Below are 14,491 nucleotides of genomic sequence, written 5' to 3'. Positions count from 1 at the left end.
GCGGGGCACCCTCCGGCCCGGCATTGTGCATCTTGGCTTGGGCGCCTTTGCCCGCGCCCATACCGCCGTCTTCACCGAAGACGCCATGCTGGCCTCCGGCGATTCTTATTGGGGGATCACCGGAGTCACCCAGCGCTCTGACATTGTGGCGCGACAGCTTGCGCCGCAGGATGGCCTGTTCTCGGTAGTCGAACGGGGCAGCGGCGCCGCTCCCCTTAGGCTTGTCTCCAGCATCACCGAGGCAATCTCCGGCCGCCACAATCCGGAAACGGTGATCGAACGCATCGCTTCAGGCCGGACAAGCCTCGTCACGCTGACGGTCACGGAGAAGGGGTACCGGATCGACCCAGCCGGCGGCGGCCTCAACCTCGCCGACGAGCAGGTCCAGTCGGACCTCGCTGGTGGACCACCACGGACAGCGATCGGCCAGCTGGCCCGGGGACTCCAGCGCCGGGCCCTCGCCGACGCCGGACCGCTCACCGTGGTTTCTTGCGACAACCTCCCGGCCAACGGCGAACTCACGCAAAAGCTGGTGCTCGCGTTCGCGGCTGCACTGCCCTCCTTGGAGGGCGAGCGGCTGCGCTCCTGGGTGCAGGAAAACGTCGCCTTTCCAAGCACCATGGTGGATCGAATGGTTCCGGCCACGACGGCAGCCGACCTTGACGCCGTCGAACGCGAACTCGGGTTGCGGGACGAAGCCGCCGTGGTGGCCGAGCCGTTCCTGCAGTGGGTCATCGAGGACAATTTCGCGGCGGGGCGGCCCCGCTGGGAGGACTCCGGAGCGGTGTTCACCCACGACGTGGCTCCCTGGGAGGCCGCCAAACTGCGCCTTCTCAATGCCAGCCACTCCATGCTCGCCTACCTCGGGCTGGCCGCAGGAAAGGCCACCATCAGCGAGGCGGTGGGCGAGGACGCCTTCCTGGTAGCCTGCCGCCGAATGATGATCGAGGACGTGCTGCCCACGGTCGAGCTCCCCAAGGGACTGGAGGGCGAAGCGTACTGCGAGCAGGTGCTCAGCCGCTTCGCGAACCCCGCATTGGGTCACACAACGGCCAAGGTGGGCAGTGACGGCTCGCAGAAAATCGGCCTGAGGCTTCTCACCACGGTCCGGGCAAACCTCGACGCCGGTCGCGAACCACGCTGGGCGTCGCTCGCCGTCGCCGCCTGGATGCATCGGGTGGCGTCTGTGAGCCCGGCGGAACTGGATGATCCCCTCGCCGCCGAACTCCAGGCAGCCCTTCCCTCCGCCCGCTCGGCCGCCGCCGTCGTACCGGCGCTCCTGAACTGCCGGAGCGTCTTCGACGGGCAGCTCGCCGCCAACTCGTCCTTCATGGACCTCCTCACCCACTGGTACAGCGCCATCGACGCCCACGGACTCGATGGCCTGAGAAATGAGATCAACCATGGCTGACGCCACCAGCATCCTGAACGTTTCCCCTGTGATCCCGGTGGTTACCATCGACGACCCGGCATCCGCAGTGCCCGTCGCGCAGGCCTTGGTGGACGGCGGCATCCGCATCATCGAGCTGACCCTGCGGACCGAGAGTGCCTTGGAATCGCTGAAGCTCATCGCGGCGGAGGTTCCGGACATGATGCTGGGCGCCGGTACCGTCCTGACACCAGGGCAGGCAGATGCCGCAGCCGCTGCCGGAGCCCGGTTCCTCGTCAGCCCGGGAGTTACACCGTCGCTGCTCAGGCACCTAGTGGGCATGGACCTGCCGGTGCTTCCTGGAGTAGCCACCGTAGGGGAAGCCATGGCCGTCCTGGAAGAGGGCCTGAGCGCCATGAAGTTCTTCCCGGCAGGGCCCGCCGGAGGACCCGATTACTTGGCGGCCATTGGGGCCCCCATCCCCGCCGTTCAATTCTGCCCCACCGGAGGTATCAGCCTGAAGACGGCGCCAGACTATCTGCAACTGGCCAACGTCAGCTGCGTCGGAGGCAGCTGGCTGACCCCGGGCGACGCCGTCGAGGGCCAGGATTGGCCAAGGATTACGGTCCTTGCGGGGGAAGCCGCCGGCCTCGCCGTCTCCCGAAGCTATTCGGTGCGGGCTTTGCCCTCCGGCGTCTCGTCTGGTGACTCGTCGGACGCTTCATAGGACGCTTCATCCTGCGCTTCATCCGGATTGGCCTGGCCGCCGTCCCGCACCTTCCGTTTCCTGACCTTGCGGATCACCAGCCAAGTTACGGTAGCCGCTAGAGCGGCGTAGACGGCGTAGTTGAGGAAGCGTGAATATTGCTCGATGAGCCGGTACTGGGCTCCGAGCAAAGCGCCCAGGCCAATCAGGAGGCCGTTCCAGATTCCGCTACCGGCCAATGTAAACCCGCTGAAGGTGAGCAGGTTCATCTTCTCGGCGCCGGCTGGCAGGGAAATGAGGCTGCGGACGCCGGGGACCAGCCTGCCGAAGAAAACCGCCGAGCGGCCATGTCGCTTGAACCAGTCGGCGGCCTTCTCGAAATCCTCGCGCTCAGTGAGGGGAAGCCTGGAAAGCCAGCGGATTGAACGCTCCAAGCCGAGCCGCGCGCCCAGCCAGTACAGGAACAGGGCGCCAAGGTAGCCACCCAAGGTGCTGGTGAAAAAGACAAGGACCATGTTCATGGTTCCCTGCTTTGTCAGGAAACCCGCCAACGGGAGAATAACTTCGCTGGGAATTGGCGGGAAGATCGTTTCCGCCAGGGTGAACAGCCCTACTCCCCACTCGCCCATCGCGTCAATGGCGCGGGCGGCTACCCCAACAAGGCCATCGAGATTCTCAGCGGAACCGGACGTCACCTGCGCAGGCTCACTGAACAGGCGCGGTCTTGGGCGGCGGTGTCCTGCAGCTGAAGAGTTCCTGGGTTCCGGAGCCCCTGGCGAGTAGCACGGTCAAGGCACGCGCCGTCTTCGGAATGGGTTCGAAATGCTGCACGGAGCGCGATCCGGCTGCCCAGATGCGCTTGACTCCAAGCACCAGGCCGTTTTCATCCATTACGGTCAAGGGCGGACCGCCCTGTCCTGCCACCGGCCTACGCTTCCAGCAGAGGCTTACCACGGTCATCCCGTCCCAGAACTCGACTGCCGTGACAAAGAATTCACGCCCGAGGTCGTCCTGGAACAGTCCGGATGGCGGAACGTACACCCCCAACAGCTCGGATTCGAGAGGCGGCATCGAATCCCTGATAGGTGACTGCTTTGGATTGAGGTCTGGATGGATGGTCATTGTGGTCTCCGTCTAAATGTGAACGGCCCCTGCCTGACCGCTTCCCCCCTGCACGTATTTCCGGGAAATCAACTGTAGCTCCATTCGATGGGTTTCCGGAAGAGACCCGACTCAGGACTCCACCAGGTGGCGAGCTTCGAGGAGACCATCCAGAGGTGCTGTAGGGGTGTGGCAGGACGAGGCGCGCCGTGTGTTTACTTACCTTTTACTTGGATGATCCGTGGACGTGAAGAACGGGGAGGAGACTCTGGTTACGAAACGAATGGATCAATAGACATTCAAACAACCAGCGGGAACGGACCGCAGGAATGCGCATCCTACTGAGCTGTGGCAAAGGCGCAGCCGACAGGTGACCCGCAGAACGGGAGCATGGTCATGGCCGGTATTTTTGAGCTCTTCGTTGATGCGGACGCCTCCTTCAGGTTCCGGCTAAAAGCCCCGGACGGGACGGTGATGGCCGTTTCCAAGCCTTTCGGCGACAAGGCCGCCGCGGTTGCAGGCATCACTTCCGTACGTGAATACGCCGGCAGGGGGCTGATCACCGACCTTTGCCCTGAGGCCCGGACGGGTTCACCGGCTGCACCTGCCCAAGCACCCTCCGTCCAACAAACACAGGAAGGACGACATGCCAGCGCGCGAGAAATGCACGTTCGCTCTACGGCTTCGCGCCGAACTTTTCACAGCCGTTGGATGGGCGCTGCCTGAAAGGCAATAGGCACTTCACACAGGAGACGACGACGGCCCGCGCCCGAAAGGTGCGGACCGTCGTCGTCGTTTTAGCGGCAGCCTAGTGGCGACCGCCGCCGATGATGCCGTTTTCTACGGCCTTGGTGACGGCATCGGCCTCCGCCTGCGTCAGCTTCCCGTCAGTGACGGCCTGGTCCAGCCGCGTCTTCAGGGCCGCGGCGCGTTCCGCTTGGGACGCTGCCCGGATTTCCTCCAGGGCCGTGGTGACCTTGGACTCCTCAACCCCGAGCGACTCCGCGAGGGACTTGGCCAGTGCCGCGTCCATCGCGGAACGGTCCGGTTTGGTGCCTTCGGCCGGCGGAGTTGTTGGCTTGTTGGCCTCCCGGAACGCCTTCAGCGCCTCGGTCACCTTGGACTCTTCGACGCCAAGCTTGCTGGCAAGGTCCGCGGCCAGCTGGCCCCGGTCGCCCTTGTGTCCGCCGCGCTTGCCGAAGCCGTCGGCCGGCGCGGTGCTGTCTGCCGAGGCACTGGCGCTTGGGCTGGGGCTGGGGGTTGTGGCCGCGGATGCCATACTGGTCACTCCCAGGCCGGCACCCAGTACCAGTGCCCCGGCCGCGACGCCGAGTGTGATTCTCTTCTTGCGTGACATGTGCTGTCTCCTCAATCCGCCGTGCGAAACGGCTCTTTACGGACGGACGGCTGGTTGCATCGCCCTGATACAAACATGGGGCAGCAAGATAAGGCGCCCCTGTTCGGATACTGTCAGGAGGCTGTGAATCCGTGTCCGGACTGCATAGGCTTCAGGGGTTGATGGGGACCCACGCTCGGCGTAGAGTCCGTCGAACCGCACAAGCCTGGAACTGGAACCACAGAAGCGAGGGGCCGATCATGGGGCAATTAGTCGTCCAGGAGTTCGTAAGCGCCGACGGTTTCGCCGCCGATGCCAACAACGAATTCACATTCTATGAACTGCTCGACGGCGGCACGGCAGAGTTCGATCGGAGCCAACTGAAGTGGCTGGACGGCGTGGATGCCATGGTCCTCGGGGCAAACACGTACCGGATGTTCGTCGAGTACTGGCCGACACCTGCCTCAAAGGACGAGATCATCGCGCCTGCGCTCAACGGGCTCCGGCGCTTCGTTTTCTCCCAACAGCTCACCAGCGCTCCCTGGGGAGACATGCCGGAGGCGACCATTGAATCCTCCGACGCAATCGACGCGATCCGCCGGATCAAAGGCGAGATCGACGGCGACATTGTGGTCTGGGGCAGCCTTAGCCTTGCCGGGGCGTTCCTGGCAGCGGGCGAAGTGGACGTGGTGCGACTTGTTGTTATGCCGATTGCCATCGGAGCGGGACGCGGCGTGTTTCCCGCCGGGCAGGAACCGAAGCTGCTGAACCTGTTGAGTGCCAAGTCGCACGACCATGGGCTGATCGAACTCGAATACGCTCCCAGGACGAAGGGTTCTTAGCGCAACCTCCGAATAAAGCACCGACGGCAGCTACACCTACACCGCGGCCATCGAAGTGCCCACCGGGACGACTGCCCGGGTGAAACTGCCGGGGCAGGTTAACGAGGAGGCTTGGTCGTTCGTCGGACAGCAACCCTTTTCCACCGTTTAGGCGGCCAGCTCACGTTCATCAGCAAGAGCCCCAACAAGAGCCCGTCAATCGTTATTATCCCTGCCATCAGATAGGCCCAACCGGCCATGACAAATCTCCTGACTGTAATCCCCCAGCCAATCGAATTGTCGTCCAAGTGTGGCATGGGATGGGCTTGGAGGGAACAGCATCGGGGCCACAAAAAAGGCGGCCCGCGCCCATAGGGTGCGGGCCGCCGTCGGCATTTGTTGGGGGACGGTTAGATAATGGCGGCGCGCAGCTCCTTGGCGGCCACTGCGGGGTCGTCAGCGCTGTAGATGGAGCCGCCGACGACGGCGACGTCAGCCCCGGCGCGCTGTACAGCACTGATGGTGGAGAGGTTCACTCCGCCAGCCACGGAGAAGGGCACACGGGCCTCTTCGCCGGCGCTCAGCAGCACATCCAGGTCATAGCCAGGCTTGGCCTGCTCGTCCAGGCCCGCGTGGAACTCAATGAACTTTGCGCCGAGGGCGCGGGCTTCCTTGGCCCGGGTCACCTTGTCCTCGACGCCGATCAAGTCAACCACAATGCCCTTGTTGTGGGCCTTGGCCGCCTTCACTGCGCCCGCGATCGTGGAGTCGTCCGCGCTGCCGAGGACGGACACCAGGTCCGCGCCGGCGCCGAAGGCGATCTCGGCTTCAAGTTCGCCGGCGTCCATGGTCTTCATGTCGGCGAAGACGATCTTGTCCGGGTGCGCGGTCTTGATTGCCGTGACAGCGGAAAGCCCGGCGTTCTTTACCAGCGGCGTGCCGAGCTCGATGATGTCGACGTATTCGGCAACTTTGCCGGCGAGGCCGAGGGCGGCTTCGACGGTGAGAACGTCCATGGCGACTTGCAGTTTCATAATGTGGAGATCACTTTCTTTGGGGTTTTGAGATTGGAATGGTGGGGCCTGGTGCTTATTCGAGGTTCGCGTGGCGCAGCCAGAGTTCCTCGGGAGCTGCTGCGTCCTCGTCCCACAGGCTCTGGAACACCGCCTCTGTTGCCAGGAACAGAACCTGCTCGAAGAGGCTTCCTGAGTATTGGCGGGAGACGGCCGAGCCGTGATCGGTCTTCCGGGCTGCCGGGATGACGGCTACGACATCGGCGACGGCGGCCAGCGGCGACGTCGTGTTGGTGCTGTAGGCAGCCACTCGGGCTCCCTGGCTGGCGGCAGTCTCCGCCGCCTTGACCACGCTGGGCGTGGTGCCTGAGCCGGAGGCGGCCAGCAGCAGGTCTCCGGTTCGGATCGCGGGGGCGGTTGTTTCTCCGACGACATGCACCGTCAGGCCAAGGTGCATGAGCCTCATGGCCGCCATTTTCAGGACCAGTCCACTGCGACCGGCTCCCGTCACGAAAATCCTGTCGGCCGCCTTGAGTTCGGCTGCGAGCGCCGCAACCTGTGCCGGGTCAACCCCGGCACCCGTCCGTTGTATTTCGTCCTGGATCAGAAGCAGGTTCCGGGTCACCGCCTCGGCTGTATCGGCCAGGGCGGCCGGATCGGTTTCTGCAATGACACTCATGGGTGTACCTCCTTCAAAAGTTGTTGCCTATTCATCGTGTCGCGCCAAAAGGGTGGGGCCAACGACGTTGTCGAGCAGTTTCACCTGCCCAAAGGGATAGGGATCGCTTCCGGAAGTCCGTAGACTGGGCGGGTGAACCCCTCTCCCGAAGCTCGCTCAGTCCTGTCCATAGGGAACCTGCTTGCCGACGCGACTCCCGTCCTGGATGCCATCTACGCCCTTTCCACGGCGCCCCTGACGGAGATCGCGCAGCGGCTGCGGGAGGCAATCCTCCCCTATGTGGGAAGCAGCGCGTTGATCATCTTCACTGAGGACTGCACGGGGCGACCACAGAAAAAGGCCGGCGACGAAGCGATCATCAGCAAGGTTTCCATCGCCGAACTCGACCAGCTCCGGATCTGCCTGGCAGAGGCCGAGTCTTCGCAGCTGGACGCCGGTGAGGACGAACCGTGGCAGGGCGAAGCGGTGCTCGGCGGCGAGGGCCGCCCCGTCCTCGCCTTGTCGTCAGCCAGCAACGCCTTGCTGGTCCTGACGGACCCGCTGCCACTGCCGCTGTTTGCGCCGGAGGAGGAACTGTCCGGTCGGTTGGAAGAACAGGAAGCAGCCTTGTCGATGCTCCTCTACCTCTGGCGCCTTGCAGCCGAGCGCATCCGGGAGAAGGTGGCGGATGCGCCGCCGTCGTACCTCATTGAATCCCGGGCCGCCTCCGCCGAACGGGTGAGGGTGACCGCAGAGCTGGTCGACCGGCATTCAACCACCCTGGAAACGCTGCTGGCCGCCCTGCGGTCCCCTGCGCTGTCCGACGCCGCGGCGCGCAAGTCGGCAACCGACGTCGCCGCCCAGGCTCTCGTGGGGCTCCGCACCCTGAATGACCGCACCACGGACCTGGTGGAGGAACCGGTGGCCACCGCCTTCCAGCGGCTCCGCGACGACCTGCGGCCCCTGATGCATTTCAGCGGAATCGACGTCCAGTTCATCGAGCCCCCCGTGAACGGCCGCGCCCTGCCCGGCGAAGTAGCCCACGCCGCCCGCGCGATCGTACGCGGAGTGTTGCTGGCGATGGTGGAGCAGCCCGACGTCCGTCGCGTCCGCACTCAATGGGACTGGACGGCGAAAACCTGCTGATCAACGTCCGCGACGACGGGCTGGGGGCTTTGTCGTCGGAGGCACCGAACATCGTGAGGCTGGCCCAGAGGGTTGACGCGCTCGATGGCAGGATCTCGATTGACGTCATGCCAGGGTGGGGTGCCGACGTCGCCGTCGTCCTTCCGCTGGACCCGCCAGTCCGACAGCTGGCCGGCGTCGCCGACTGGAAGCTTGGCGAACGGGAACTCGAGGTGCTGCAGCTGCTTGCCGCCGGACAGCGTAACCGTGCAATTGCCGCAAAACTGCACATCAGCGAGAACACCGTGAAGTTCCATTTGAGGAACATCTTCCGGAAGCTCGGTGCCTCCTCGCGGACCGAAGCCATCGCCATGGCACATAGTAACGGCCTGCGCTAAGCCGCGCCGCCGACGATACTTGCCGCCGTCGGAAGCGGGTGACAGGGTGGCCACATGGCCATCGAGATTCGTCCGGCGACCCAATTCGAAGATGTGAAGGCGGTGGTCGGGCCCAAGCGGCCCGACGCAAACGTCTGCTGGTGCCTGAGCTACCGCATCCCCTCCAAACAGAACCTGGCCTTGCATGGCCCTGAGCGCGGGGAACTGGTAAAGGAACTGGTCGGCCATGATCCCCCGCCGGGGGTACTTGCATACGACGGCGATGAGGTGGTCGGCTGGGCCGCCGTCCATCCGCGCGCCGACACCAGCTTTGCGCACAATCGCAAAATTCCCCATGTGGATGATCTCGACGTCTGGTCTGTGTGGTGCATTAGGGTGCGGCCCGGGCATCGTGGCAAGGGCACCTCCCACCACCTGCTCCAAGGCGCGGTCGACTTTGCCCGCGCTTACGGCGCGCCTGCAATCGAGGGCTACCCCGTTGATAACCAGGGCAACCATGTGGACTTCACGATGGCCTACGTAGGCACCCGGCAACTCTTCGAGCGAGCGGGGTTCGTCAAGGCCGCCGACACCGACTCCGTAATCAACGGCTTCCCGCGCGTCCTCATGCGCCTTAACCTGGGCTGAACAAGGGCCTGCGTTAACCCGCTTAACGCAATGTCGTCTTCGTCACACTTCCCCGTCTAGGATCGGAATTGTGAACTAACCGAGAGGACGCTACTGGCGGCCTTGTGGCGGGTATGTGAGCCGCAGAAATTACTTGAGAGTATGGGTCATGGCTTCGAACAGTGATGTTGAACCTGATGTCGACGCCGATGCAGGACAACATGGTGGCGTGCAGTCAGTGGACCGGGCGCTGCAGGTCCTTGAGATCCTGGCGCGGGACGGCCATGCCGGCGTGAGCGAAATCGCTGAAGAAATGGGCATCCACAAGTCCACCGTCTCGCGGCTGCTGGGATCCCTGGTCACCCGGGAGATGGTCCACCAGAACAGCGAGCGTGGAAAGTACCAGCTGGGCTTCGGCATCCTGCGACTGGCCAGCTCCATTCCGGGAAGGCTCAGCCTTGTCCGCGAGGCCCGGCCGGTCCTGGAAAGCCTGGCGGAGGAGTTCAAGGAGACGGTCAACCTGGCCGTCCTGCGCTCCAACTATGCGGTGAACGTGGACCAGGCCATGGGGCCCTCGACGCTGGCCACCTACGACTGGGTTGGCAGCCTCACGCCGCTTCACGCGACGTCGAGCGGGAAGATCCTGCTTGCCGCTCTCTCGGCCGACGAGCGGAACCGGATCTTCAAGGAGACGGGCCTTCAGGCCCGGACTCCGCGCACCATCACCAAGCGGGACGAGCTGGAGAACCAACTGCTCGACGTCGTACGGGACGGATATGCGGTGACGCGCGAGGAATTCGAGATAGGACTGAATTCGATGGCGGTGCCGATCTACAACCATGTGGGAGCGGTGATCGGTGCCGTCAGCATCTCAGGCCCGGCCTTCCGCTTTGACCCGGAGAAGACGCTGGGACTGATCGAGGCGCTCAGCCAGGCAGGGCTCTCGATCAGCGCGAAAATGGGGTACACGCGGCGCTAAATCTGGCCTGGCGCCCGGAGCCCACCGGCCCGCTAGGTTCGGGCCACTAGGTTCGGGGGCGCGAGCGGAGATGCTGGCGAAGGCCCGGAATGGCGAAGTCGACTTTGCCGTGTCCTACCGGTTGGATGAGCCCGGCGGCCAGGAGCCGTGCCCTGTAGTTGGCGACCACATTTGTCCTGGCGATCATGCGCTGGCCAATGTCCTTGGCTGTTGAGGGTTCGTCGTCCTCAGCCATTGCATGGAGGAAGTCCAGGTCCTTGGGCGAGGCCGTGGAGAGGGCGGCTTCGATGACGGTGCGGGCATTACGCCTGTGGGCTGCTTCAACAGCCCGCTCAAGGGCTTCGGCTGTTACCGACCCCTGGTTATTTTCCGCTTCCCGCCACAGGAAGTAGCCGACCAGCTGGATCAGGAACGGATAGCCGTCGGTGGCTTGGGCAGCACGGGCGACCAGCTCGGGATCGATCCTGAAACCTGCCCCGGCGAAGGTTGCCGTAAAGGACTTCTCAACATCAAGGATCGCCGCGGCGTGCAGGTCGATTTTGTCGGCCCGGCGAAGGAACGTGGCAACGCCCTCGTTGAGCAGGTCGGAGACGGCGGCTGGCAGCCCGGCGAAGACCAGCCCAATGGGCAGTCGGTCCTGGATGAAGTGCTGCACACTCGCGGCAAGCTGGGCCAGCTCGTTCCGGTCGGCCGCATGAATCTCATCGACCGTAATGATCAGCCCAGTGCCACGGGAATCGAGGAGCCGCAGCAGCTCCTCCGCAATGGCCCGCCAGGCGACCTGCCGATCCGGCGGCAGCTGCGTGGTGATGCTGAAACCGGCGGCGCCGATAGAGGTGATGCGACGAGTTTGTGGACCTTTCCCGAGTTCCTCCGCCAAGGCTCGCATGGCTTCCCCGATCCGGCCCATGAAGCCCGCGGTTGCCGTCTCCGACACCACGGCCCAGCCGTGATCCCGGGCGATATCATGGGCGGCGCCTAGCATGACGGTCTTGCCGATGCCCCTTGCACCGGTGAAGATGGTCAGCAGACCGGGTGCTCCCGAACCCAGGCGCAAGCCATAGTCGAATTCGTCCAGCACACCCGCGCGGCCGATAATCTCGGGCGGAGTGGCACCGGCCGATGGCCGAAACGGATTGTCGATCATCAATAGCCCCTATGAGTTCCTGTGAATCTTGTGAGTTTGGGTTCCTTTGTGAGTTTAGTGAGTTTCACCCAGTTTCGGATAGGCGACACGAACAAGTCCGGAAACAAGAAGGTGGCCCGGCCTGCCCCTTCGGACAGACCCGGCCACCGACTCTCTGATGAGCTAGCTACGCACCGGGCGTGATGTCTCCTACCTTCTCCTGGACCCAGTCGTGGAAGGCGCCGATGTGGTGCTCGCTCGGCACCAGCACACCGCCCTTGGCGTAGACCTTCGAGCCCATGGCGGGCTGGCAGCGTTCGCAGGCGTCGAAGTCCTGCTGGTTGACGCGGTGGAACAGTTCCACCGAGGCGCTAACGTCCTTGCCGCTCTCCACCACGCTGGGAACATACAGCCAATCGCATTCGACAATCGTGTGGTCCGCGGCCATGGGGAACATGCGGTGGATGATCACGTGGTCCGGAACCAGGTTCACGAACACCGTCGGCTTGATGGTGATGGCATAGTACCGGCGGTCCTGGTCCTCGCTCACGCCGGGGATCAGATCCAGCCCTTCAGAGCCGTCAACCGTGAAGCCCTTGATGTCCTCGCCGAACTCCGCGCCGTGGCCGACGAAGTACTGCGCGGCCAGGCCGTCGGCGAACTCCGGCAGCACCTCTGTGAGCTCCGGGTGGATCGTGGCGCAGTGGTAGCACTCCATGAAGTTCTCAATAATGAGCTTCCAGTTGGCCTTCACGTCGTAGCGGATGCGCCGCCCAAGGCTGAGGTTCGCGACGTCGTAACCCTCAATGGCGCGCAGGTCGCCGAGGCGCTCCTCGATGGCGCCCATGACTTCTTCCTCGAACGACGGCGGCTCATCGGCCAGGCAGACCCAGACGTAGCCGAGGTATTCGCGGATGTGGACCTTGACCAGGCCGTACTCGTCCCGGTCGATATCCGGCATCTTTGTCAGGTTGGGCGCGGCGATGAGCTTGCCCTCGAAGTCGTACGTCCAGGCGTGGTACGGGCACTGGAAGGAGCGGGCGGCTTCGCCCTGTTCCTCCATGCAGAGCTTCACGCCGCGGTGGCGGCAGATGTTGTAGAAGGCACGGATGCCGCCCTTGCGCGTGCGGGAAATCAGGACGCTCTCACGGCCTACCTGCACGGTCCGCCAGGCACCGGGCTTGTCCAGGTCGGCAGAACGGATGGCGCAAAACCACATCTGCTCAAAAATGCGCTCCTGCTCGGCCCGAAACACGGCCTCATCCACATAGGTATATCCCGGCAGCGTGGGGATCAGACTCGGGGCACTTACCTCAACAGACAATTTGTCCTCCTAACAAACAACAAATCAACAAACAACAAAGCCAAAAAACTGATTCGGGGATACCGGCTGGGTAAGGGCTCGACGACCGCCCTCACCGCCGGCCTAGGACGCGACGGCGGCCCCCACCAGGGCGGGCTCTCCCGCCCGGTCGGACTCTCCGGTCCTGGGCGTCGGGTGCGATTTCGCCTGCGGCGTCGCCGCGAGGCTTCGCCGCCACTTGGTAAAGAGCCGGGGCTGGTTCATGCCTAGAACGGCCACCGGAACATCTCCGCGGTAATACACGGCCAGGAAGCTGTGCTCCAACGGGTCTCCGGCCTCGATCTCCAGGCGGTCATACCCGCTCGAGTGTCCAGCGAACTGGATCTTCACGCCGTGCTGATCGGACCAGAAGTAGTACGGCTTCAGCGGCTGGCGCGGGGCGCCGTCGTCGAGCAGTGCTTGAACAGCCAGCGCGGCACGTTCCAGGGCGCCGGTCCAATGCTCAACGCGGCGGTGGGCGCCCACCCCTTCATCAAACCAGGCAGCGCAGTCACCCACTGCCACGATTCCCGGCACATTGGTGCGTCCCATGGCGTCGCAGAGAACACCTCCCTGAAGTTCCACGCCCGAGCCCTCAAGCCATTCGATGTTGGGTTCCGCTCCGATGCCCACCACCACGACGTCCGTGGCGAGGTAGCGCCCGTCGGCGAGCCTCAGCCCGTTGACGTTTCCTTCGCCGCTGTAGAAGTCCTCGATGGCGGCCGAAGAAATAAGCTCCACGCCCTTGGCAACGTGGAGCCCGGCCACGAGGGCACCCATCTCCGTGCCGAGCTGGGCGGCGAAAGGCACGGGCTTCGTGTCGATCATCGTGACTTCCATACCGCGGGAGGCGGCGGCAGAGGCCACTTCGGCACCGATGAAGCCGGCCCCAATGACGGCCATCCTGCTGCCGGCCACAAGCTCGGGGGCAAGGCTCTGCGCGTCGGCCAGGGTCCGCAGGGAAAAGACATTACTCAGGCCGGCGAGGGCGGGCAGTTGGCGCGCCCGCGCACCCGTGGCAATAACAATGCCGTCCGCGTGCACCGTGCGCCCGTCCTCCAGCACGATCGTGCGTGAGGAGGCATCCAGGGACGCAGCCCCGGTTCCCAGCACCCACTCGGCATCCAGCTCATCGCCGTCGGACTCCAGGTACAGGTCCTCCTGGGTGATGCTGCCGAGCAGGAAGTCCTTGGACAGCGGCGGCCTGTCATACGGGCGGTGCGGCTCGTCGCCGATAATGACAAGCCGTCCGGAGAAGCCTTGGGCGCGGGCTGCCCGGGCGGCAGAAAGTCCTGCCAGGGAGGCTCCCACAATCGCAAGCGTCTGCATTTCGACGTCCTCGTTTCAATTACTTCTTACGCAACAACAATCGCTATATGCAACAGCGTGATCTATGCGCTCGCTGTCAAGGGTCGCAATAGAGAAGAAAAACCTTGACAAGCCATGTGAGGTAAAGCACTCTGTTGCTTATCGCGATTGCTGTTGATCCTTGCGGAACGAACCAGCTATTGCATCCAGGATTCCCGATTGAAACAGAGGTCCCCCATGCACAAGGCATGCCCGCTGAGTGAACTGGCACCAGGGGAAGCACTGCGGCTTGACACCGCGCCGCCGATCGCCGTCTTCCACACAGAAGACGGCGAGCTCTTTGCCCTCGACGACACCTGCACCCACCAGGACGCCTCCCTGGCCGACGGTTGGGTGGAGGACTGCTGGGTGGAGTGCCCCCTGCACGCGTCCAAGTTCAATCTCCGGACCGGCGGCGTGGATGCACCCCCGGCCAAACTGCCCGTCCGCCGCCATGAAGTGACCGTCATCGACGGCGACATCATGGTCATCGAATCCAACGAGGTCCCCAACCTCCCCCCTGGCCTGACAGTTGACGGCCACGTCTAAAAGCAGCCCATGAAT

Annotated in this window: 15 protein-coding genes and 1 pseudogene; 8 read left to right on the top strand and 8 right to left on the bottom strand. The window is 64.0% G+C overall.

The window, feature by feature from the left end:
- Positions 1-25: 25 nt before the first annotated feature.
- Both J7E82_RS02110 and eda read left to right on the top strand, forming a co-directional pair.
- On the top strand, positions 26-1,411 hold the full coding sequence (locus tag J7E82_RS02110) for a mannitol dehydrogenase family protein (protein WP_214859865.1): 1,386 nt from the start codon (positions 26-28) through the stop codon (positions 1,409-1,411).
- The gene (eda, locus tag J7E82_RS02105; RefSeq protein WP_214859864.1) at positions 1,404-2,096 is read left to right on the top strand and encodes a bifunctional 4-hydroxy-2-oxoglutarate aldolase/2-dehydro-3-deoxy-phosphogluconate aldolase; all 693 of its coding nucleotides are present in this window, start codon (positions 1,404-1,406) and stop codon (positions 2,094-2,096) included. Before J7E82_RS02110 ends, eda begins: the two co-directional genes overlap by 8 nt.
- On the opposite strand, the gene J7E82_RS02100 is transcribed toward eda, so the two are convergent.
- Together J7E82_RS02100 and J7E82_RS02095 are read right to left on the bottom strand one after the other, a co-directional pair.
- Entirely contained in the window at positions 2,036-2,770 is a 735-nt protein-coding gene (locus J7E82_RS02100) for a DedA family protein (protein WP_308113547.1), read from the bottom strand. The two genes, eda and J7E82_RS02100, sit on opposite strands and share 61 nt — an antisense overlap.
- Positions 2,771-2,780: 10 nt before the next feature.
- The gene (locus tag J7E82_RS02095; protein ID WP_214859862.1) at positions 2,781-3,197 is read right to left on the bottom strand and encodes a hypothetical protein; all 417 of its coding nucleotides are present in this window, start codon (positions 3,195-3,197) and stop codon (positions 2,781-2,783) included.
- 369 nt (positions 3,198-3,566) lie between these two features.
- On the opposite strand from J7E82_RS02095, the gene J7E82_RS02090 reads away from it, so the two are divergent.
- Complete coding sequence (locus J7E82_RS02090; protein WP_308113560.1) at positions 3,567-3,902, top strand: DUF1508 domain-containing protein; 336 nt, start codon at positions 3,567-3,569, stop codon at positions 3,900-3,902.
- Positions 3,903-3,984: 82 nt separating this feature from the next.
- Here J7E82_RS02090 and J7E82_RS02085 read toward each other — a convergent pair whose 3' ends face one another.
- Positions 3,985-4,533, bottom strand: a complete 549-nt coding sequence (locus tag J7E82_RS02085; RefSeq protein WP_214859859.1) for a hypothetical protein — start codon at positions 4,531-4,533, stop codon at positions 3,985-3,987.
- Positions 4,534-4,772: 239 nt separating this feature from the next.
- On the opposite strand from J7E82_RS02085, the gene J7E82_RS02080 reads away from it, so the two are divergent.
- Entirely contained in the window at positions 4,773-5,354 is a 582-nt protein-coding gene (locus J7E82_RS02080) for a dihydrofolate reductase family protein (RefSeq protein WP_214859857.1), read from the top strand.
- A 389-nt stretch (positions 5,355-5,743) separates the two neighbouring features.
- On the opposite strand, the gene hxlA is transcribed toward J7E82_RS02080, so the two are convergent.
- Together hxlA and hxlB are read right to left on the bottom strand one after the other, a co-directional pair.
- Complete coding sequence (gene hxlA / locus J7E82_RS02075) at positions 5,744-6,367, bottom strand: 3-hexulose-6-phosphate synthase (RefSeq protein ID WP_214859855.1); 624 nt, start codon at positions 6,365-6,367, stop codon at positions 5,744-5,746.
- Between the two features lie 55 nt (positions 6,368-6,422).
- Positions 6,423-7,025, bottom strand: coding sequence for a 6-phospho-3-hexuloisomerase (hxlB, locus tag J7E82_RS02070; protein WP_214859845.1), 603 nt, complete (start codon positions 7,023-7,025; stop codon positions 6,423-6,425).
- Between the two features lie 168 nt (positions 7,026-7,193).
- On the opposite strand from hxlB, the pseudogene J7E82_RS02065 reads away from it, so the two are divergent.
- From J7E82_RS02065 to J7E82_RS02055, 3 genes and pseudogenes are all read left to right on the top strand, one after another.
- Positions 7,194-8,527: pseudogene (locus J7E82_RS02065) on the top strand (LuxR C-terminal-related transcriptional regulator).
- Between the two features lie 54 nt (positions 8,528-8,581).
- Positions 8,582-9,154, top strand: coding sequence for a GNAT family N-acetyltransferase (locus tag J7E82_RS02060; protein ID WP_214859843.1), 573 nt, complete (start codon positions 8,582-8,584; stop codon positions 9,152-9,154).
- A 148-nt stretch (positions 9,155-9,302) separates the two neighbouring features.
- Positions 9,303-10,112: an IclR family transcriptional regulator gene (locus J7E82_RS02055; RefSeq protein ID WP_214859841.1), complete on the top strand. Its 810-nt coding sequence runs from the start codon at positions 9,303-9,305 to the stop codon at positions 10,110-10,112.
- A 46-nt stretch (positions 10,113-10,158) separates the two neighbouring features.
- Here J7E82_RS02055 and J7E82_RS02050 read toward each other — a convergent pair whose 3' ends face one another.
- The 3 genes from J7E82_RS02050 to J7E82_RS02040 all read right to left on the bottom strand — a co-directional run bounded on the left by J7E82_RS02050 (position 10,159) and on the right by J7E82_RS02040 (position 13,909).
- Entirely contained in the window at positions 10,159-11,259 is a 1,101-nt protein-coding gene (locus tag J7E82_RS02050) for an ATP-binding protein (protein ID WP_214859839.1), read from the bottom strand.
- A 166-nt stretch (positions 11,260-11,425) separates the two neighbouring features.
- Positions 11,426-12,562 carry an aromatic ring-hydroxylating dioxygenase subunit alpha gene (locus J7E82_RS02045; protein ID WP_214859837.1) on the bottom strand — a complete coding sequence of 379 codons (1,137 nt, stop codon included), beginning with the start codon at positions 12,560-12,562 and terminating at the stop codon, positions 11,426-11,428.
- Between the two features lie 102 nt (positions 12,563-12,664).
- The gene (locus tag J7E82_RS02040; RefSeq protein ID WP_214859835.1) at positions 12,665-13,909 is read right to left on the bottom strand and encodes an NAD(P)/FAD-dependent oxidoreductase; all 1,245 of its coding nucleotides are present in this window, start codon (positions 13,907-13,909) and stop codon (positions 12,665-12,667) included.
- 216 nt (positions 13,910-14,125) lie between these two features.
- On the opposite strand from J7E82_RS02040, the gene J7E82_RS02035 reads away from it, so the two are divergent.
- The gene (locus J7E82_RS02035) at positions 14,126-14,476 is read left to right on the top strand and encodes a bifunctional 3-phenylpropionate/cinnamic acid dioxygenase ferredoxin subunit (protein ID WP_214859984.1); all 351 of its coding nucleotides are present in this window, start codon (positions 14,126-14,128) and stop codon (positions 14,474-14,476) included.
- The last annotated feature ends 15 nt before the right edge of the window (positions 14,477-14,491 follow it).

It is taken from the genome of Arthrobacter sp. ISL-30 (genome assembly GCF_018613855.1).
Classification (GTDB): domain Bacteria; phylum Actinomycetota; class Actinomycetes; order Actinomycetales; family Micrococcaceae; genus Arthrobacter.
This window is presented reverse-complemented; position numbering and strand designations above follow the sequence as displayed.